The sequence below is a fragment of the Usitatibacter rugosus genome, from assembly GCF_013003965.1.
Lineage (GTDB): Bacteria > Pseudomonadota > Gammaproteobacteria > Burkholderiales > Usitatibacteraceae > Usitatibacter > Usitatibacter rugosus.
In genome coordinates this window covers 3,440,493-3,459,271 of record NZ_CP053069.1, presented here as the reverse complement: position 1 = coordinate 3,459,271, position 18,779 = coordinate 3,440,493, and the positions used below count along the sequence as shown (strand labels likewise).

At 67.4% G+C, this 18,779-nt stretch carries 17 protein-coding genes and 1 tRNA gene; 9 read left to right on the top strand and 9 right to left on the bottom strand.

Annotated features, from left to right (window positions below; all coding sequences use genetic code 11):
* Window positions 1–20: 20 nt before the first annotated feature.
* From DSM104443_RS16320 to rplU, 6 genes are all read right to left on the bottom strand, one after another.
* Window positions 21–2,732 (bottom strand): choice-of-anchor D domain-containing protein, encoded by a 2,712-nt coding sequence (locus DSM104443_RS16320; protein ID WP_171094091.1) that lies wholly within the window; start codon window positions 2,730–2,732, stop codon window positions 21–23.
* 184 nt (window positions 2,733–2,916) lie between these two features.
* A complete protein-coding gene (proB, locus tag DSM104443_RS16315; RefSeq protein WP_171094089.1) occupies window positions 2,917–4,035 on the bottom strand; it encodes a glutamate 5-kinase in 1,119 nt (372 codons plus the stop codon).
* The gene (cgtA, locus tag DSM104443_RS16310) at window positions 4,032–5,084 is read right to left on the bottom strand and encodes an Obg family GTPase CgtA (protein WP_171094087.1); all 1,053 of its coding nucleotides are present in this window, start codon (window positions 5,082–5,084) and stop codon (window positions 4,032–4,034) included. Before cgtA ends, proB begins: the two co-directional genes overlap by 4 nt.
* A gap of 79 nt (window positions 5,085–5,163) precedes the next feature.
* The gene (locus tag DSM104443_RS16305; RefSeq protein ID WP_171094085.1) at window positions 5,164–5,784 is read right to left on the bottom strand and encodes a LysE family translocator; all 621 of its coding nucleotides are present in this window, start codon (window positions 5,782–5,784) and stop codon (window positions 5,164–5,166) included.
* Window positions 5,785–5,866: 82 nt separating this feature from the next.
* Window positions 5,867–6,130, bottom strand: a complete 264-nt coding sequence (gene rpmA, locus DSM104443_RS16300) for a 50S ribosomal protein L27 (protein ID WP_171094083.1) — start codon at window positions 6,128–6,130, stop codon at window positions 5,867–5,869.
* A gap of 11 nt (window positions 6,131–6,141) precedes the next feature.
* A complete protein-coding gene (gene rplU / locus DSM104443_RS16295) occupies window positions 6,142–6,450 on the bottom strand; it encodes a 50S ribosomal protein L21 (protein ID WP_171094081.1) in 309 nt (102 codons plus the stop codon).
* Between the two features lie 147 nt (window positions 6,451–6,597).
* Here rplU and DSM104443_RS16290 point away from each other — a divergent pair, with 147 nt between their 5' ends.
* Window positions 6,598–7,527 carry a polyprenyl synthetase family protein gene (locus tag DSM104443_RS16290; protein WP_212757206.1) on the top strand — a complete coding sequence of 310 codons (930 nt, stop codon included), beginning with the start codon at window positions 6,598–6,600 and terminating at the stop codon, window positions 7,525–7,527.
* Window positions 7,528–7,563: 36 nt separating this feature from the next.
* Window positions 7,564–7,640 (top strand) — tRNA-Pro (locus DSM104443_RS16285).
* A 17-nt stretch (window positions 7,641–7,657) separates the two neighbouring features.
* Here DSM104443_RS16285 and DSM104443_RS16280 read toward each other — a convergent pair.
* The 3 genes from DSM104443_RS16280 to DSM104443_RS16270 form a co-directional block, all read right to left on the bottom strand.
* Entirely contained in the window at window positions 7,658–8,329 is a 672-nt protein-coding gene (locus DSM104443_RS16280; RefSeq protein ID WP_171094077.1) for an MEDS domain-containing protein, read from the bottom strand.
* Window positions 8,330–8,416: 87 nt separating this feature from the next.
* On the bottom strand, window positions 8,417–9,076 hold the full coding sequence (locus DSM104443_RS16275; protein ID WP_171094074.1) for a class GN sortase: 660 nt from the start codon (window positions 9,074–9,076) through the stop codon (window positions 8,417–8,419).
* Complete coding sequence (locus tag DSM104443_RS16270) at window positions 9,073–11,196, bottom strand: marine proteobacterial sortase target protein (RefSeq protein WP_171094072.1); 2,124 nt, start codon at window positions 11,194–11,196, stop codon at window positions 9,073–9,075. Before DSM104443_RS16270 ends, DSM104443_RS16275 begins: the two co-directional genes overlap by 4 nt.
* Before the next feature lie 193 nt (window positions 11,197–11,389).
* Between DSM104443_RS16270 and pdsR the strand changes: the two genes are divergently transcribed.
* The 7 genes from pdsR to DSM104443_RS16235 all read left to right on the top strand — a co-directional run bounded on the left by pdsR (window position 11,390) and on the right by DSM104443_RS16235 (window position 18,756).
* Window positions 11,390–12,082 carry a proteobacterial dedicated sortase system response regulator gene (pdsR, locus tag DSM104443_RS16265; protein WP_171094070.1) on the top strand — a complete coding sequence of 231 codons (693 nt, stop codon included), beginning with the start codon at window positions 11,390–11,392 and terminating at the stop codon, window positions 12,080–12,082.
* A complete protein-coding gene (locus tag DSM104443_RS16260) occupies window positions 12,079–13,662 on the top strand; it encodes an ATP-binding protein (RefSeq protein WP_171094068.1) in 1,584 nt (527 codons plus the stop codon). Before pdsR ends, DSM104443_RS16260 begins: the two co-directional genes overlap by 4 nt.
* Window positions 13,663–13,696: 34 nt before the next feature.
* Window positions 13,697–13,930, top strand: coding sequence for a PP0621 family protein (locus DSM104443_RS16255; protein ID WP_171088674.1), 234 nt, complete (start codon window positions 13,697–13,699; stop codon window positions 13,928–13,930).
* A complete protein-coding gene (locus tag DSM104443_RS16250; protein ID WP_171094066.1) occupies window positions 13,909–15,564 on the top strand; it encodes a sensor histidine kinase in 1,656 nt (551 codons plus the stop codon). The genes DSM104443_RS16255 and DSM104443_RS16250 overlap by 22 nt, the downstream gene beginning before the upstream one ends.
* The gene (locus tag DSM104443_RS16245) at window positions 15,564–16,940 is read left to right on the top strand and encodes a sigma-54-dependent transcriptional regulator (RefSeq protein ID WP_171094064.1); all 1,377 of its coding nucleotides are present in this window, start codon (window positions 15,564–15,566) and stop codon (window positions 16,938–16,940) included. Before DSM104443_RS16250 ends, DSM104443_RS16245 begins: the two co-directional genes overlap by 1 nt.
* A gap of 107 nt (window positions 16,941–17,047) precedes the next feature.
* Window positions 17,048–17,548, top strand: coding sequence for a 1,6-anhydro-N-acetylmuramyl-L-alanine amidase AmpD (ampD, locus tag DSM104443_RS16240; protein WP_171094063.1), 501 nt, complete (start codon window positions 17,048–17,050; stop codon window positions 17,546–17,548).
* 26 nt (window positions 17,549–17,574) lie between these two features.
* Entirely contained in the window at window positions 17,575–18,756 is a 1,182-nt protein-coding gene (locus DSM104443_RS16235) for an efflux RND transporter periplasmic adaptor subunit (RefSeq protein WP_171094061.1), read from the top strand.
* Window positions 18,757–18,779 lie beyond the last annotated feature (23 nt).

Genomic DNA, 18,779 nt, shown 5'->3' with positions numbered 1-18,779 from the left:
TCGGCGCGCCGGGCGCCGCGTTACGGCTGGCAGCCCGTGGTGATGCCCAGTCGCCCGAGGATCAATCCCGAGCCACGGCAGCTCGTGCCGAGCAGGCTGACCGAATGCGGCGACCTTTCGTCGTTCGCGATCACCACCACCGTGCCCCGGCGCTGCCCGTACGAGAGGGCCTGCAGCGAGACGTCCGCGGTGCACGACGTGAGCGGTGCCAGCGTGGTCGTGCAGGTCGTGCTCACGATCACGTAGTCGGGGCTCGGGACGATGCTGTTGATGATCGCGGGCGCGCCGCCGACGTTGCGAATCGTGATCCGCTGCGAGGGGCTCACGGTGCCGAACGCGCGGGCTCCGTAGGACATCTCGCGCGGAGAGACGTCGATCAGCGGGACGGGGCGCGTCTGGCTCAGGCCGAAGAGCCGGACCACGCGCTGGCCGCCGGGGGCGTTGGAGTTGATGGTGAGCGAGCCCTCGACTTGGCCGGTCGTGGCGCTCGTGAAGCCGAGCGTGAGGACGCAGCTTTCGTCCGGTGCGAGCGTCGAGGGGCAGGGATTCTGCAGCGTGAAGCCGGGGCCGGCCACCGTGATGTTGTCGAACGTGAGCGGCGCGGTTCCGGTGTTGGTGAGGCGCAGCTCATGCAGCGTGGGATCGTTGCCCAGCGCGTAGACGAATTCGATGGAGTTGGGGACCGCAAAGTTGGGCCCCACGACGCCGCTGCCCATGAGCTGCGAATACGCCGTGGTTCCGGCGCTGGGCGTGACGGCCAGCGGCTCGCTGAACGATCCCTGGGACGGCGGCGTGAAGGTCGCGCTGATGTTGCACGACGTGCCCGGGTTGATCGGGCTGCGGCAGCTGGTGCCCGCGGCATCGATCGCGAACGGCGGATTGACGCTGGTCGTGAAATCGACGGGCGTCGAGCCGGGGTTGCGAAGGATGAATCGCGCCGGCGGCGACGTCGTGCGCACGCTCACGCCGCCGAAGTCGTAGGCCGACGGAAGCAGGGTGAGCGTCGGGGGAACGACGCTGTTGCCCGCCAGCGAGACGGACGAGAAGCCGTTATCCGAATTGTCGAAGATGCAGAGATAGGCCGAGTACGGGCCGAGGGCGGACGGGGCAAAGGTCGCCGTGACGGAGCAGCCATTCCCAGGCGAGTACCCCATCTCGAAATCGCAATCCGAGGTGAGCATGAACGCCCCGCCATAGGCGATCGTGCCGCCGTAGCAGGTGGGCGAATCATTGAGCTCGGCGTAGTAAGGCTCCCAGTCGCCGGCGCCCGAGCTCGTGTAGGTGATCGTGCGGGGCGCGCTGGAGCTGCCCACGGGCACGTTGCCGAAGTTCACCGCCGTCGGGTTCACGGTGACGGCCGGCACGGGGATGACCGCTTCGCTGAACGAGAACTCGGAGGTGTCGCCCGTCGCGCTGTTGCGCGCGGTGGCGGAGATGTTGTTGAAGATGCCCGGGATGATATGCGTCGCGTTCGAAACACCTGCGGGCACCGTGACGGTCTTGGATCCGACAAAAGTCTTGCCTTCGGAGTTGACCGGGGACGGATTGTCGAAGAACTCGAGAATGAAGGTGCCGGCCGCGCTGGTGAACGAGTAGCTCACTTGCGTGTTGGCGCCATCCGTGGTGACGCCGTTGATCTGGGGCCAGTTCTGAAGCGTGTTGGGGCCGCTATCGACGTCACCCGCGTCGTTGATGGCGCCGCCGTAGCCCAGCATGATCCCGTACGGCTCCGCGTAGATGGAGTTCTGGCTGATCGAAACGCCCGTGCCGGCCGAGATCTCGATGCCCGCGGTGCTGTTGTGCGAGATCACGTTGCCGGTGATGCTGATCGGCGACACGGAGTTGATGCGGATGCCGGACGCGCCGTTCGGCGCGGCGTTGCCGGAGGTGTCGTTGCCGATCTTGTTGCCGGTGATGGTCATGGGCCCGCCCGTGACCTGCATGCCGCCCAGCGAGTTGTTCCCGATGTAGTTGCCGCTGATCGTGAAGGCCCCGGTGCTGCCGACGTTGATGCCCCGGCCGTTGCCGGCCGACGTCACGCCGTCCACGGCGATGCCGATCAGGTTGTTGGTGATCGAGCCGCCCGCGGTGGAGCCGCTGATGCCATAGGTCGAGTTGGCGATGATGACGTTGCGGTCCGCGGTCCCGCCACCGATGGTGTTCGTGAAGCCCGAGGCGAGCGAGATCCCATTTGAATTGCCGCTGATCAGGCTGCCCTTGACGACCAGCGGGCCGAGCGAGGCGCAGATCGCGTTGCCGCCGTAGAGCCAGTTGGTCATGCGCACGCCGGTCACGGTCAGCGTGCCGCCGTACAGGAAGGCACCTATGCCGCAGCCGCCGAACGTGGCGTTGAACCCGTCGATCTGGATCTCGGCGTTGGCGTTCCAGCCGCTGCTGCTGTTGTTGGCGGTCCAGGTCGCGCGGCTGGTGCCGTCAATGGTCATGCTGAGCGGTTGGCCGGTCGCTGCGCACTGGATCGTGGGCAACGGGCTGTTCAGGTTCATGAAGAAAGGCCCGGAGCCCGGAAAGGTGATGACATGGCTCGCACCACCGGTAGAGCAGGCGGCATTCGCGTCCATGATCGCCTGGCGCAGGGTGCCAGCGCCCGAATCAGCGGTCGAGGTGACCGTGAATGTGGCTGCGGCTGCCGGCAACGCGGCGGCCAATGCGACCACCAGCGGTGCAAGGCGAAAGGATTTCGGGGTCGGGCAGGTGGGGGCTGTGCGCAGCATGCGGTGCTCCTGGGCTTTGAGACACGCGTCGTTTGTAGGGTGGGAAGCGACCAACGTGCCACCCGGTACCCTATGTTCGCATGAACCCCGAGGTCTACGGAATATTCCACAGAATCCGGGGCTTCCATGCCTGCCGTGCGTCCGTCCGGGGTCCGTTCCGGGTCAGGCCCAAGGCCGTGTTACGTCACAGTACGACCAAGTTGTCCCGGTGGATGAGCTCGGGCTCGGCCAGGTACCCCAGGACCGCCTCGATCTCGGCGGTGGGCTTGCGCAGGATGCGGGCCGTGTCCGCGGCGCCGTAGTTGACGAGGCCGCGGGCGATTTCCCGGCCGTCGGGCGCGCAGACGCTCACCACCTCGCCGCGGCCGAAGTGCCCGTCCACGGCGGTGGCGCCGATGGACAGCAGGCTCTTGCCGTCGTGAGTGAGCGCTTTCACCGCGCCGGCATCGAGGGTGATGCGGCCGGCCGGCTTCATGTGGTCTGCGAGCCATTGCTTGCGCGCCGCGATGGGCTCGCGCTCGGCCTCGAGCAGGGTGCCGATCGGCTCGCCCGCGAGGACGCGGGAGAGCACGTCGGGTTCGCGGCCCGAAACGATCGCGGTATGTGCTCCGCTGCGGCCCGCGCGCTTGGCCGCGAGCACCTTGGTGATCATGCCGCCGCTGCCGAGGTGCGAGCCCGTCCCGCCGGCGATCGTCTCCAGGTGCGGGTCGCCCGCGCGGGCGCGCGAGACGAGTGTCGCCGCCGGGTCCTTGCGCGGGTCGGCGGAGTAGAGGCCCTGCTGGTCGGTGAGGATCACCAGCGCGTCGGCCTCGAGCAGGTTCGCCACGAGGGCGCCCAGCGTGTCGTTGTCGCCCACGCGGATCTCGTCCACCACCACCGTGTCGTTCTCGTTGATGACCGGCACCACGCCCAGCGAGACGAGGGTGCGCAGCGTCGTGCGCGCGTTGAGATACCGGTTGCGGTCGGCAAGGTCGGAATTGGTGAGCAGCACCTGCGCCGTGCGCAGCCCCCGCTCGGAGAAGCACGACTCCCACACCTGCACGAGGCCCATCTGGCCCACGGCGGCCGCGGCCTGCAGCTCGTTCACTGCGTGCGGGCGCTTGGTCCAGCCGAGGCGCTTCAGGCCCTCGGCGATGGCGCCGGAGGAAACGACCACCACCTCGATGTTGCGGGCGCGAAGCTCCGCGATCTGCCGCACCCAGTCGGCGATGGCCTCGCGGTCCAGCCCCGCCCCGGTGTTGGTGAGCAGGGTCGAGCCGATCTTCACCACCACGCGCCTCGCCTGGGCGAGCGGCGTGGTCATTCGGCTTCCTTCCGCACTTTCGTGTTCGCCGCCGAGTGCTTGGCGCCCTCGAGGAAATCCATCACGGCGAACGTGAGGTCGCTCGTGCCTTCGGCTTTCATCGCCGAGATGAGGAACCAGGGGCCCTTCCACGCGAATTTCTTCACGAAGGCCTTGGCGCGCTTCTCGGCCTCCTTGGGATCGAGCAGGTCGGCCTTGTTCAGCACCAGGAAGCGCGGCTTCTTCACGAGCGCGGCGTCGTATTTCTTCAGCTCCGCCACGATCGCCTTGGCGTCGTGCACGGGATCGGCGTTCTCGTCGAAGGGCGCCAGGTCGACCATGTGCAGCAGCAGGTGAGTACGTTGCAGGTGGCGCAGGAACTGGTGGCCGAGGCCCGCGCCTTCGGCGGCACCTTCGATCAGGCCCGGGATGTCGGCCACGACGAAGGAGCGGTTCTCGCCCACGCGCACGACGCCCAGGTTGGGATGCATCGTGGTGAACGGATAGTCGGCGACCTTCGGGCGCGCGGCGGAGATGGCGCGGATCAGCGTCGACTTGCCGGCGTTGGGCATGCCGAGCAGGCCCACGTCGGCGATCACGCGCAGCTCCAGCTCGAGCTTGCGCTCCTCGCCCGCGCCGCCCGGCGTGAACTGGCGCGGCGCCCGGTTGGTGCTCGACTTGAAATTGAGGTTGCCCAGGCCGCCCTTGCCGCCGGCGACGAGCAGCGCGCGCTGGCCATCTTTGGCGAGGTCGGCAATGACTTCGCCGGTATCCATGTCCTTGATCACGGTGCCGACCGGGAAGCGAAGGATGATGTCCTCGGCGCCGTGGCCGAACTGGTCGCGGCCGCGGCCGTTCTCGCCCGGCTTCGCGCGGAAGATGCGCGTGTAGCGATAGTCGACGAGCGTGTTGATGTTGAGGTCCGCGACACCCCAGATGCTGCCGCCGCGGCCGCCGTCGCCGCCGTCGGGCCCGCCGCGCGGGACGTACTTCTCGCGGCGGAACGAGGCCGAGCCGTCGCCGCCTTTGCCGGCGAGGACTTCGATGCGGGCTTCGTCAAAGAATTTCATGGCGTCGTTTCAACAGGGTCGTTTTAACAGGCTTGTTTCAGCACAGAGGACACAGAGGTTACACAGAGGACACAGGAAACTACTTCATGTCCGGCAGCGCGACACGGATACCCAGGCCGATGAAGGTCACACCGGCAAACACGTTCAGGCGATTGGCGATCGCGGGCTTGCGTCGCAGCCACTCGCCGATCCAGCCCGAGAAGAACGCCACGGCACCGAAGACCCCGACGGTCACCGCCATGAAGACCAGGCCCAGCAACAGCATCTGCGCGCCGACGTTGCCGGCTTCGGTGTTCACGAACTGCGGCAGGAACGAGAGGAAGAAGAGCGTCACCTTCGGATTCAACGCGTTGCCGAGCACGCTTTGCTTGAAGATCGTCCGGTACGCCTTCGATTCGCCGCCTTCGGTGAGCGCGAACGACGACGCGTGGCGCAGCGCCTGGATGCCGATCCAGATGAGATACGCCGCGCCCGCGTAGCGCACGAGGTCGAACGCGAGCGGCGACGAGCGGATCAGCGCCGCGACGCCGAGGGCGGCGAGCAGCGTGTGGAAGATGCAGCCCGTGGCGAAGCCCAGTGCCGCGGCGAACCCGGCCTTGCGCCCCTGCACGATGCCGCGCGTGAGCACGTAGACGATGTCCGGGCCGGGCGCCACCGCGAGGAGCGCCGATGCGACGAGGAAGAGGGCGATGTCGGGCACTTGTAGGGTTGCTGGATAAAACCGCTGCCGGAAATGAAAAAGCCCCGTACGGGACGGGGCTCTTTCGCGTGGGCGAGAGCCGTTACTGCTGGACCGGCTCGATGCTCACGATGTTCTTGCCCTTGGGGCCGTGCTTCCCGAACTTCACGAGGCCGAGCATCGTCGCGAAGAGCGTGTGGTCCTTGCCCATGCCGACGTGACGCCCGGCGTGGAACTTGGTGCCGCGCTGGCGGACGATGATGGAGCCGGGGGTGACCAGCTCGCCGCCGAAGGCCTTGAGGCCCAGGCGCTTCGACTCGGAATCGCGGCCGTTACGGGAAGAGCCGCCTGCTTTCTTGTGTGCCATGGTTCAGTCCCTTAAGCGATGGCATCCACACGGATTTCCGTGTAGTTCTGCCGATGGCCCTGCGTGCGCTGGTAATGCTTGCGACGACGCAGCTTGAAGATTTTCACTTTCACGCCGCGGCCGTGCGAAACGACCGTTGCCGTGACCGTGGCACCCGCCACCAGCGGGTTGCCGACCTTCACCGACTCGCCTTCCCCGACCATCAACACTTGATCGAGAGTGATTTGCGAGCCAACGTCTGCCGGTATCTGTTCGATTTTAAGTTTTTCGCCGGTGGTGACTCGGTACTGCTTGCCACCGGTTTTTATGACCGCGTACATGTTGAGCTCCGATGAATTTCTGTAAGGTTTCCGCCCCAATCCCGTGAAGGGCAAGACGAACCCGCTATAATACGCGAAATTCCTCGTATCGTCAAAGACTTGTCACCCCCCAGCCTGGAAGCGATCCGCGCCCCTATCGGCGCCGATCTGACCCGCGTGGACGCCGTCATCCGCGAGCGTCTCGCAAGCGAAGTCGCCCTCATCGGGACCATCGGCGAGTACATCATCGGCAGCGGCGGCAAGCGCCTCCGCCCGGCCCTGGTGCTGCTTTCCGCCAAGGCTCTGGGCGCCGAGGGTCGGGGCATGCACGAGCTGGCCGCCGTCATCGAGTTCATCCATACGGCCACGCTGCTCCATGACGACGTCGTGGACGAATCGAGCCTGCGCCGCGGCCGGCGCACGGCCAACGCCGAATTCGGCAATTCCGCGGCCGTGCTCGTCGGCGATTTCCTCTACTCCCGCGCCTTCCAGATGATGGTGGGCGTGGGCTCGCAGCGCGTGATGGCGGTGATGGCCGATGCCACCAACGTCATCGCCGAGGGCGAGGTGCTGCAGCTCATGAACGTGCGCGACGCCTCCACCGACGAGGACGGGTATCTGCGCGTCATCCGCTACAAGACCGCCAAGCTCTTCCAGGCCGCCACCCAGGTGGGCGCCATCCTCGCGGGCGCCACGAAGGACCGGGAAGAGGCGCTGGCCGCCTACGGCATGCACCTCGGCACGGCGTTCCAGCTCATCGACGACGTGCTCGATTACTCCGGCGCGAGCGAGGAGACGGGCAAGAACCTCGGCGACGATCTCGCCGAAGGCAAGCCCACGCTGCCGCTGATCCATGTGCTGCGCACCGGCACCGAGGCCGAGCGCAAGGTCGTGCGCCAGGCGATCGAGAAGAGCGGCAAGGAGGAGCTGGGGGCGGTGCTGGCGGCGATCCAGCGTACCGGAGCGCTCGACTACGCCCGCGGCAAGGCAACGGCCGAAGCGAAGGCCGCCACGGCCTTCCTGGACGTCATTCCGGGTTCCGAATGCCGCGACGCTCTGCTACAATTAGCGTCCTTTTCGGTCGAGAGAAGCTTCTAAAGCTTCGATTTGCAACGGTTCTCGGCCAGTCCCAGTCGGGGTGTAGCTTAGCCTGGTAGAGCGCTACGTTCGGGACGTAGAGGCCGGAGGTTCGAATCCTCTCACCCCGACCATTTCCCTCCTGCAGTTCCTAGTTTTCCACGGCCTTCGCGAGCGGTGCCGAACCGCGCTTCAGCAGCGTGCGCAGGTATTCGGTGGGCTCGACGTAGTACGGGTTCTCGTAGAGCCGATCGCCCATCACCACCATCGGATGGGTGGCCAGCACGTCCATCACCGCCCTGCCGCTGAACTTGTTCACGTCGTAGACGCACATCAGCGTGCAATCGTGCTCGCGCGTGAACACGTTGACGCGCGACTCGTACTCCATCAGCTCGTCGGTGCCGGGCATTTCGCGCAGCGCCCACGTCATGTCGCCGCACGTGCGCACCCGCTTGTAGGGGCTCGCTTCGGCGGCCTTCAGGACCTCTTCCAGCATGAGGCCCATCCGCTCGTTGCCGAAGAATCCGTCGCGCAGGTAGGTTTCCTCCGAGGCGAGGACGCGCAGCTGCTCGCGCTGGATGCAGTCGTCGAGGGAGATCTGCATGCGGTCCTCGAGGCCGCGCTTGTGCTCGTTCAGGCGGGCGGCATCGCGGATCGTGACCACCTGCTCGTCCTGCTCGAGGCCCTCGGTGAAATACGGCACGAGGCAGTCGTATTCCTGCGCCTCCGACTCGAAGAAGGCGCAGATGTGCGTGGCATACGGAATCCGCTCGCCGCAGACCGACACGGGGCGAAGCGTGGGTTTGTTGAACACCGATGCCATGCGTGCCTCCGTTCACTGGGGTAGGTGTCCAGCCTACCGAAAGTGCGCCTACAGGGCCTGTAAGCCGATGCCTACAGTGTGGTTTGGTCACGCAACACGCTCCGCGATGACCACGTAGCGTTGTGAAGTGCCCGACTGCACGGCATCGAACGGATAGCACGTGATCAACGTGAGCTGCGAGGAATCCGCGGCGTCCAGCACGCGTGTCGCGCCCTTGTCGACGATCGTCACTTCGCGCACGCGGTAGCGCGCGACCTTGCCGCGCGCGGTTTCGATGTCGATCTCGTCGTTGTCGCCCAGGTCCTTCAGGAATGCGAAGTGCGTATCGCGATGCGCGAGGATCACGGTGTTGCCCTCGGCGCCCGGAGCCGCCGTGCCGTTCACGTGGCCCGGCCCGAAGGCGAGCGAGCGGCCGCTGGTGCCGTCGAGCACGTAGAGATCCACGCCCTTCGACGGAACCGTGAGGCGTGCGACGGCACGCGTGTCCGCCCAGGGCCAGGGACGTTCCACGCGGCCCTCGGATTTCGCCTTCTCCCACGATCGCGCAATGAGGTGCTGCGCCACCGTCGCCTTCGCATAGATGTAGCCGGCCGACGAGAGCTGGTAGAGCGCGAAGGTGAGCAGCAGAGCCACGATCCACCACGCCCACTGCAACCGCGGCTTGCGCTGGTGCGCTGCGAGATCGCGCTCGACGTCCTCGTCGTGCGAGTGAGTGCGGCCCACGATGCCGAACGAGGACGTGATCATTCCGGAATCCTCCTTGCCGCCACCGGCACCGTGCGCCCGACGAAGGCGACGATTCCGGCGGCGGTCAGGGCCAGCAAACCCAGGATCAGTTGCAGCGTCATTTCGGTGTCGGTCTGAGGAAGGGCGCCTGCCTGCCCCTGCCAGCCGGCGGGCAGGCTGGTTCTCACGAGCGCGGTCTTCGTCATGTCACCCACGGGCCCCGTCGGCGTGACGTCGACGGCCACGAGGCTCGTATAGGCGGAGACGAGGTGATGCTCGAGCGCCACGGCGACCACCTTCGGCTTGATCTCCTCGACGGTGCCGCCGGTGCGGATGTCGTCCATCAGCGCCGCGATCTTGGCCCTGGCCCAGAGGGCGCCCACGCCGGACGGCTCGCCGTCGCTCGGCGAAGGCGTGAGCGCCACGCTCCAGGGTTGGTTGCCGCGGACGCCGGAGACGACCACGGTCTTCGTGAGGGTCTTCAACGCGGCCGCGACCACGATCGGCTCGCCGAGGTAGAGGTCGGGCACGCGCGCCGGGAAGGTCTCGACGTCGCTGCCGTCAGGCCACTTGATGGAGACGTCCTTCAGCACCGGCGCCTCGATCTTCGCGAAGAGGGCGGCCATCTTGGCCTGCGCTTCGTCGGGGCTGGCGATGTACGTGAACGTGCCGCGGCCGAACTGCGCGGCCTTCGTCATGAAGTGCCCGTTGGGTGCGGAGCCGATGCCGACGGTGAAGAGGCGCGAGCCGCCGAGGCGTTTGTTGATGAACGCGAAGAGCTCTTCCTCGTTGGAGACCCCGCCGTCGGTCGCGAAGATCACCTGGCGGAGATAACCGGGCGTCTCCTTCGGACGGCCCGCCGCGTCGTAGGGCAGGGCGAGGTTCAAGGCCTTGATCATCTCGGTGCCGCCGCCGGCGCGAAGCGCGTTCACCCATTTGCGCGCGCGCTCGAGCGCCGCGGGCGTGGCGGGCAGGGCGTCGGGGAAGAGCACCGAGGCGTTGGAGTTGAACTCGACCAGGTTGAAGCGATCGACGGGGCGCAGCGTATCCAGCGCGATCAGCAGCGATTGCTTCGCCTGCGCCATCGACGCACCTTCCATGGAGCCGGAGGTGTCGATGACGAGGATGGTCTCGCGCGGCATGCGCTGCATCTGCGAACGCTCGAGGGCGTCCGGCGCGGGCGGCACCACCATCAGGAGGGCGTAGTCGGTGCCGTTCTTCGGCTCGACGAACATCGCGGCCGCGGGCTGCGTGCCGGGCGCCACGGACCAGGTGAGCTCGAAGTCGCGGTCGCTCGCTTCCTGCTCCTTGGAGAGGTAGACCACGGCCTTGCTGCCGGAGGACTTCTCCACCGTCGCGTCGTGGTACGAGCTGGTGACTTTCGAGAGCGGCACGCCGGCGTCGATCATCACGACGATGTCGACGGGATTCACCGGGCCGCAGCCGTCCGGGGCGTAGCCGGGGTGCTCGAGCGGGGCGTCGCTCGCGTCGGAGGACTTCGGCGCCTCGGGCATCGCCTCGATCGCGGGGCCGCCGGGCGTGTAGCGCGGTGTCACGGCAAGCGGGAAGCGCAGCTTGTACTCGCCGTTGTCGTAGGTGAGGGTCTGCTGGTACTCGATCGTCACGCGCACCATCTCGTTGGGGCCGATGTGCGCGACGGAGTTGGTGAAGAGGTTCGGGCGTTGCTGCTCCACGAGCGCGGCCTTCTTGCCTTCGCTCTTGGCCTTCTCATAGGTGCGGCGCGCTTCTTCCTTCTCGCGCACCTGGCCCTCGATCGAGCGCTCGCCGATCTTCACCCACAGGTGGTCGACGGCCGCCTTTTCGGGGAGGGGGAAGACGTAGACGCCCTCGACGAACTCGGTGCCGGGGTTGTGGAAGACCTGCGTCACCCGCGTGCGGGCGATGATGCCGGTCACCTGGATCGCGACCTCGGTCTCCACGCGCGGGGCGACGTCGAACTGCCCGTCGGTCCCCGTGCGGTACAGGAGCGAGCCCATCTTGGGATCGTTGAGCGTCGCCGCCTGGGCGTTGGACGCCAGCACTACCGCCACGAACGCGAGCGCGATGCTCGCCCCCACGCCGCCCGCCACCGCCTTGCCCAGCAGGGCCATCCAGTCCGCCGCCTGCCCCAACCTGTTCATCGCCATCCCCTTTGCCTGTGCGTCAGTGCACGGATCCCATTTCGCTCGCGCGCGGGGGCACAACGAAGTCCGGAAAGAGGCGAGTTGGCGCCCAATTCGGGCAACAAAATGACATCCCCAAAACCCGGGTCAGAGTGAACTTTCCGCGTGCGACAATCGCGCCACGAAAAGTCCACTCTGACCCGGGTTTTGAATGACGCGAAGAATTGCACTGGTAGAAGACGACCCCAGCATCCGGCAGAACTACACGGACGCGCTGAAGCGCGCGGGCTATGAGGTGCAGGCGTTCGCGGACCGGCCGACGGCGCAGCGCACGTTCGCGGCGCGGTTGCCGGACTTGGCCATCATCGACATCGGGCTCGGCGACGACATCGACGGCGGCTTCACGCTGTGCCGCGACCTGCGGGCCGCGAGCGGCACGGTCCCGATCGTCTTCCTCTCGGCGCGCGACTCGGACTTCGACGTCGTCTCGGGCCTGCGCCTGGGCGCCGACGACTACCTCACGAAGGATGTGAGCATCCCGCAGCTCCTGGCGCGCATCGCCGCACTCTTCCGCCGTGCCGACGCAGCGACCGTCGCGCCCGCCGCGGAAGACCTTCTCCACCGCGGCCGCCTCGGGCTCGATTCCAAGCGGATGATGGCGACCTGGGGCGACCAGCCCATCGGCCTCACCGTCACCGAGTTCTGGATGGTGCATTCCCTCGCGCGCCACCCCGGCCATGTAAAGGACCGCGACCAGCTCATGCGCGACGCGGAGATGGTCGTCGACGACGGCACCATCACCTCGCACGTGAAGCGCATCCGCAAGAAATTCCTCGCCGTCGACGAGAAGTTCGACGCCATCGAGACGGTCTACGGCATGGGATACCGCTGGATCGAAGGATGAGCATCCGGCTTCGCCTGCTGCTGGTCTCCTCCGTCCTGCTGGTGCTGCCGCTGCTCGCGGCGCAGTTCGTCGGCCGCATGGAGTCGTTCCTGCGCGCCAACCAGGAGCAGTCGATCCGCGCCACGTCGCGCGCCATCGCCTCCGCGCTCTCCGACCGCCAGGCGCTCTTCCCCGCGGCGAAGGAGATCGACGCCGAAGACGAAGAGCGCCGCCGCATCGTGGCGCTCTTCGGTTCCGCCGACCCCGATGCCGTCGCGAGCCTCGGCCCCGCGTACGTGCCCTCGCAGGAGGTCGAGCGCTTCCTCGACATCATGGGCCGCCGCTCCTCACGCGTCTGGGTCGTGGATACGCGCTCACGCGTGCGCGGGCTCTCTGGCAACCTGAAGGAGAGCGCGCAGACCGCCAAGTCGTACGGTTCGCTCGCTTCGAAGCCGTTCTACAGCCTGCTGCGGCCCATCATCTCCGTCGTGGTCTCCACGCCCCAAGTGCCGGCGGGCGACGAAACGACGCCGGTCCGGGCGCAGATCGACCGCGCGCTGATCGGCGTCGTATCCACGTACTGGCGCGGCACGCGCGACAGCAACGTCGCGATCCTCTCCGCGGCGCAGCCCATCTTCATCGGCGACGACATCGTGGGCGCCGTGATCGTGGAGGAGACGACGGGCTCGATCCAGATCCTCAAGGAATCCGCGCTCGAGGACCTCCTCGCCGTCACGCTCGCCGTCGTGGCCGGAGCCCTCGCGATCCTCCTCGTCTTCGCCACGCGCCTCACGCGCCGCATCCACGTCCTGCACCGCGAGGCCGATCACGCCATCGACGAGCAGGGGCGCATCCGCGGCACCATCACGCCGAGCGATGCGCGAGACGAGATCGGGGACCTCTCGCGCTCCATGTCCGCGGTGCTGGGCCGCCTCAAGGACTACAACGCCTATCTCGAAGCGATGGCGGGGCGCCTCTCGCACGAGCTGCGAACACCGGTCGCCGTGGTGCGCTCCTCACTCGACAACCTCAAGGCCGAGCCGCTTCCGGCATCGGCGCGCGTGTATCTCGAGCGCGCGGGCGAGGGCGTCGATCGTCTCTCGCGTCTCATTGCACGACTGTCGGAGGCCACGCGCCTCGAGCGCCTGCTGGAAAGCGCGGAGCGCGAGCGCTTCGATCTCGGCAAGGTGGTCGCGGGCTGCGTCGAGGGCTACCGCGCGACCTATCCCGCGCGCGCCTTCGAAGTCTCCGTGCCCGAGCAGCCCCTGCCGATCGACGGCGTGCCCGACGCCATCGCACAGCTTCTCGACAAGCTGGTGGAGAACGCGCTCGATTTCGCGCCCGAAGGCACCTCCATCCGCGTGGGCCTCGTGAAGCGCGAGCCCTCCGGAGCGCGGCTCTCCGTGGAGAACGACGGTCCTACCATCCCGGACGCGATGCTGGGCCTGCTCTTCGACTCCATGGTGACGCTCCGCGAGGGCGAGCACTTGGGCCTGGGGCTCTACATCGTGCGGCTGGTGGCGGAATTCCACGGCGGACGGGTGCGGGCGATGAACCTCCCGGGGGGCAAGGGCGTACGGTTCGAGGTCGAAGTCCAGTAAACTTCCCGAGTCTTTTCCCTTCGGAAACACGAACTTGGGCCGCATCATCCTGCTGCTGGTCATCGCGTTCCTGGTCTACCTGGTGTTCCGCGGCTTCTTCAAATCCGCGACCAAGCCCCGCGACACTCCGCCCGCCACGACCGAGAAGGGTGAGGACATGGTCACGTGCACGCGCTGCGGCGTGAACCTGCCGCGCAGCTCCGCGACGATGGAAGGCGACAAGCTCGTCTGCGCCGACAATCCGAAATGCCTCGAGGTCCGAAAGTGAACTCGGCCGCGCAGGGACGCCTTCCGATCTCGGAGCGCCTGCGCGCACGCATCCCCCTCATCGAGGCGGCGGACGACACGACGTGGAAGTCGCTCGCGATCTTCTGCTTCTACCGGATCCTGCTGGCGCTGGTCGTCGCGGCGGGCTACTTCTTCTTCAACTCGGTGCTGCAGCTCGGCTCGCAGGCCCCCGACTCGGTCGCGCCCACGCTCTACGGCTACATCATCGTCGCCGTGCTGCTGCTGGCGCCGGCGCGGCTGCGCGAGCCCAGCCTGCCAATCCAGGTCACGGTCGGCGTCGCGGTGGACGTGGCGGCGATCGTGATGATCATGCACGCGAGCGGCGGCGTGCGATCCGGCCTCGGCATCCTGCTGCTGGTGTCGCTCGCTTCCGCGGGCCTCATCACGCGCGGCGGCCTCGCGTTCTTCCACGCCGCCATCGCGTCGCTCGCGGTGCTCCTCGAGCAGGCGTTCCAGGTGTGGCGCCACGACGCGCCCGCCAACGATTTCGTGCAGGCCGCCATGGTGTGCACCGCGTTCTTCGCCACCGCCGGTCTCGGTTACACGCTCGCCCGCTACGCGCGCACCAGCCAGCAGATCGCCGAGGCGCGCACCGTCGACCTCGCCAACCTCTCGCAGATCAACGAGCTCGTGATCCGCGACATGCAGGACGGCATCATCGTGGTCGACAGCGAAGGCGCCATCCGCCAGTTCAACCCGCGCGTGGCGCAGCTCCTCGGCGCGATTCCCACCAGCCGACGTCCGTTGCTCGAGGAGTACGCGCCGGACGTCGCGCGCCTGCTCGAAGGGTGGCGCAAGGGCTCGGATACGACGTTCATGGCGATGCGCGCTCCGCGCAACAACTCCGAGCTGCAGGTGCACTTCGTGCCGATCGGAGGCGGGCAGTCGCCGCCGGTCGTGATCTTCGTGGAAGACGTCGGCCGCATGCGCGCGCAGGCGCAGCAGATGAAGCTGGTGGCGCTGGGCCGGCTCACCGCCTCGATCGCGCACGAGATCCGCAATCCCCTGTCTTCCATCGGCCACGCCGCGGACCTGATCCGCGAGGGCGGCGGCAGCGGGGACCGCGACGGCGACGAGCGCCTGCTCAAGATCATCAGCGACAACGTGCATCGCCTGGACCGCATGGTGCAGGAAGTGCTGTACCTGAACCGCCGCGACCGCGCGCAGCCCGAAGCGATCGATCCCGTGCTCTGGCTCGCCAACTTCGTGCACCAGTTCTGCGACGCGGAGAAGGTCCCCGAGGACGCCGTGGATGTGCAGGTGCGCACCTCGCAGCGCATGCTCTTCGACAAGCAGCACCTGGACCAGGTGCTGTGGAACCTCGTGCGCAACGCCTGGCGCCATGGCCGCAAGCGCGCGGGGTCGGTACGCATCGTCGTGGGGCCGAGCCCGACGCCGGGCCTGCTCATCCTCGACGTGTTCGACGACGGCCCGGGCGTGGCTCCGGAAGCGAAGCCGCACCTCTTCGAGCCGTTCTTCACCACCGACGCACAAGGCACCGGCCTCGGTCTCTACATCGCGCGCGAGCTCTCCGAGGGCAACGGCGCGCGCATCGAATATGTGGAAGGTCCCGAAGCCGAGGGCCACTTCCGCGTCACCCTGAAGGGAACGTGATGAATCGCAAGGCCGTGCTGATCGTCGACGACGAGGCGGATATCCGGGAGCTTCTCGTCCTCACTCTTTCGCGCATGGGCGTGGATGCCGATACGGCGTCCTCCGTCGCGGAGGCGCAGGAGGCGCTGAAGCAACGTGCCTATGACCTCTGCCTCACCGACATGCGCCTGCCCGACGGCGACGGCCTCGCGGTGCTGCGCCACATCGCCGAGAACTACGGCAACACGCCGGTCGCGGTGATCACGGCGTACGGCTCCACGGACAACGCGGTGGCCGCCCTCAAGGCCGGCGCCTTCGACTATCTCGCCAAGCCGATCAAGATCGAGCAGCTCCGTCCGATCGTCGTGTCCGCGCTCAAGTTGCCGCGTCCGGTGCATGCGCGCCGAGCCTCGATCGGCGAGGTTCCGCCGCCGGGCACGCCGCGCCTGCTCGGCGAATCGCCCGCCATCCAGAAGGCGCGCGAGATGATCGGCAAGCTCGCGCGGTCGCAGGCCCCGGTGTACATCACGGGCGAATCGGGCTCGGGCAAGGAAGTGGCCGCGCGGGCGATCCACATGGGCTCGGCGCGGGCCGCCGAGCCGTTCGTCGCCGTCAACTGCGGCGCGATTCCCGAGAACCTGATGGAGAGCGAGTTCTTCGGCTACAAGCGCGGAGCCTTCACCGGCGCGGATTCCGATCGCGAAGGCTTCCTGCAGGCGGCGCAGAAGGGCACGCTCTTCCTCGACGAGGTGGGCGATCTTCCGCTCGCGATGCAGGTGAAGCTGCTGCGCGTGATCCAGGAGAAGAAAGTCCGCCGCGTCGGCGACACGGTCGAGGAGAACCTCGATGTGCGCATCATCTCCGCCACGCACCGCAACCTCTCCGAGCAAGTGGAGGCCGGAGCGTTCCGCCAGGATCTCTTCTACCGCCTCTCCGTGATCGAGCTGCGGATGCCGGCGCTGCGCGAAGTGCCCGAGGACATTCCCCTTCTCGTCGAGCAGCTCCTCGCGCGACTCGCGAAGCAGGCGGGCGCGCCCGTGGCCACGATCGGCGAGGACGCGATGCTGGCGCTGCGCCGCTACGACTTCCCCGGCAACGTGCGCGAGCTGGAGAACATCCTCGAGCGCGCGCTGGCCCTGTGCAGCAACAACACGCTGCACGAGAGCGACCTCTACCTCACGCAGGCCACGCCGCGCGGGGAGAAATCCGGCGCCATCGCCGACGGCTCGCTCGGCACGCGCGGCCTTCCGCTCCACGATTTCCTGGACCAGGTCGAGCGCGAAGTCATCACCAAGGCCCTCGAAGCCACGCGCTACAACAAGACCGCCGCCGCCAAGCTCCTCGGCATCACCTTCCGGTCCCTCCGCTACCGCCTCGACCGCCTCGGAATCGACTGAAATGAATGGGGTCAGACTCCATTCGGACTGTCCCGCAGGAAATGAATGGAGTCTGACCCCATTCATTTGTTCTTTGGAATCAATTGGAGTCAGACCCCAATTCATTCATGATCCTCGCCGACTTTCGACCGTCGCCTAATTTCGACGAGCGCCCTGCTGGCGCGACGGTGGACGTGATCGTGATCCACAACATCTCGCTGCCCCCCGGCGAGTTCGGCGGCCCGCATATCGAGGAGCTGTTCCAGAACCGGCTGCACCCCGGAGCGCATCCGTACTTTGCGGGGATCGCGGCGCTCAAGGTCTCGGCGCATTTCCTCATCCGGCGCGACGGCGAGGTGATCCAGTTCGTGGATACCGACCAGCGCGCCTGGCACGCCGGTGTTTCGAGCTGGAACGGGCGCGAGCGCGTGAACGACTTCTCCATCGGCATCGAGATGGAGGGCACCGATGACCGTCCGTTCGAGGATGCGCAGTACGCCGCCCTGAACGCCCTGCTGGCCAAGCTCCGCGAGCGCTACGGGCCAGTCCCCCTCACCGGCCATTCACAGATCGCGCCCGGTCGCAAGACGGACCCGGGGCCAAGTTTCGACTGGGGGCGATTGGGCTAGGATTGGCGATCGAGGAGGTACTGAAGATGCGCCGGTTTCCCCCCCTGTGGCACGCCCTCCCGCTCGCCCTCGTCCTGGCGGCCTGCGGCGAGAAGGCCGCGCCCCCCAAGCCCCCCGTTCCCGAGGTCGGCGTCGTGACGCTGGCCCCGCGCACGCTCCCCCTCGTCTACGAGCAGGTCGGCCAGACCGCGGGCTACCGCGAGGTCGAGGTCCGCGCCCGGGTCGCCGGCATCCTGCAGAAGCGCCTCTACACCGAGGGCCAGCAGGTGAAGGAGGGCCAGGTGCTCTTCAAGATCGACCCGGACACGTACAAGGCCGCGGTGGACCAGGCCAAGGGTGTCGTCCGCCAGAACGACGCGGCGCTCGAGCGCGCCACCCAGGACCGCGACCGGATCGTCCCGCTGTTCAAGGAAAACGCCGTCAGCCGCAAGGACTTCGACGACGCCAACTCCAGCTTCGAGAGCGCCAAGGCCGCCGTCGAATCCGCGCGCGCCAACCTCAAGCAAGCGGAAATCAACCTGGCGTACACCGACGTGGTGGCGCCGATCGCCGGCTACGCCAGCAAGGAAAACAAGAGCGAGGGCAGCCTCGTGTCGCCCACGCCCGAGGGCGGCCTCCTCACGACGATCTCGCAGCTGGACCCGCTGTACCTGAACTTCTCGATCGCCGAAGCCGACATGCTCGAGTACAACTCCGCGGTTCGCGCCGGGAAGATCACCGCGCCCCCGAACCGGCGCTACGAGGCGCGCGCGAAGCTGGCCGACGGCACGATCGCGGAATCGCGCGGCGTCATCGACTTCACCGACGCGAAGGTCGACACCAAGACGGGCACGATGCGTGCCCGCGCGGAGTTCGCCAATCCGAAGGGGGCCGTGCTGGCCGGCCAGTTCGTGCGCGTGCTGATCAGCGTCGGGGACCTGAAGGACGTGCTCGCCGTCCCCGAGCGCGCCATCACCCAGGCGCAGGCCACGCGGCTGGTGCTGGTCGTGAACCCGGACAACAAGGTCGAGGCGCGGCCGGTAAAGCTGGGTGCTTCGGTCAACGGCGAAGTGGTGCTGGAAAGCGGCGTGAAGGCGGGCGAGCGTGTCGTGGTCGATGGGCTGATGAAGGCACGGCCCGGCAGCGAGGTGAAGCCGGTCGCACCCAAGCCCACGCCGCCTCCCGGCGCGCCGCCGCCCTTGCCCTCCGAAGCCAAGAAGAAGATCTGATCCCCCCGCAAGGCTGAAAGGCC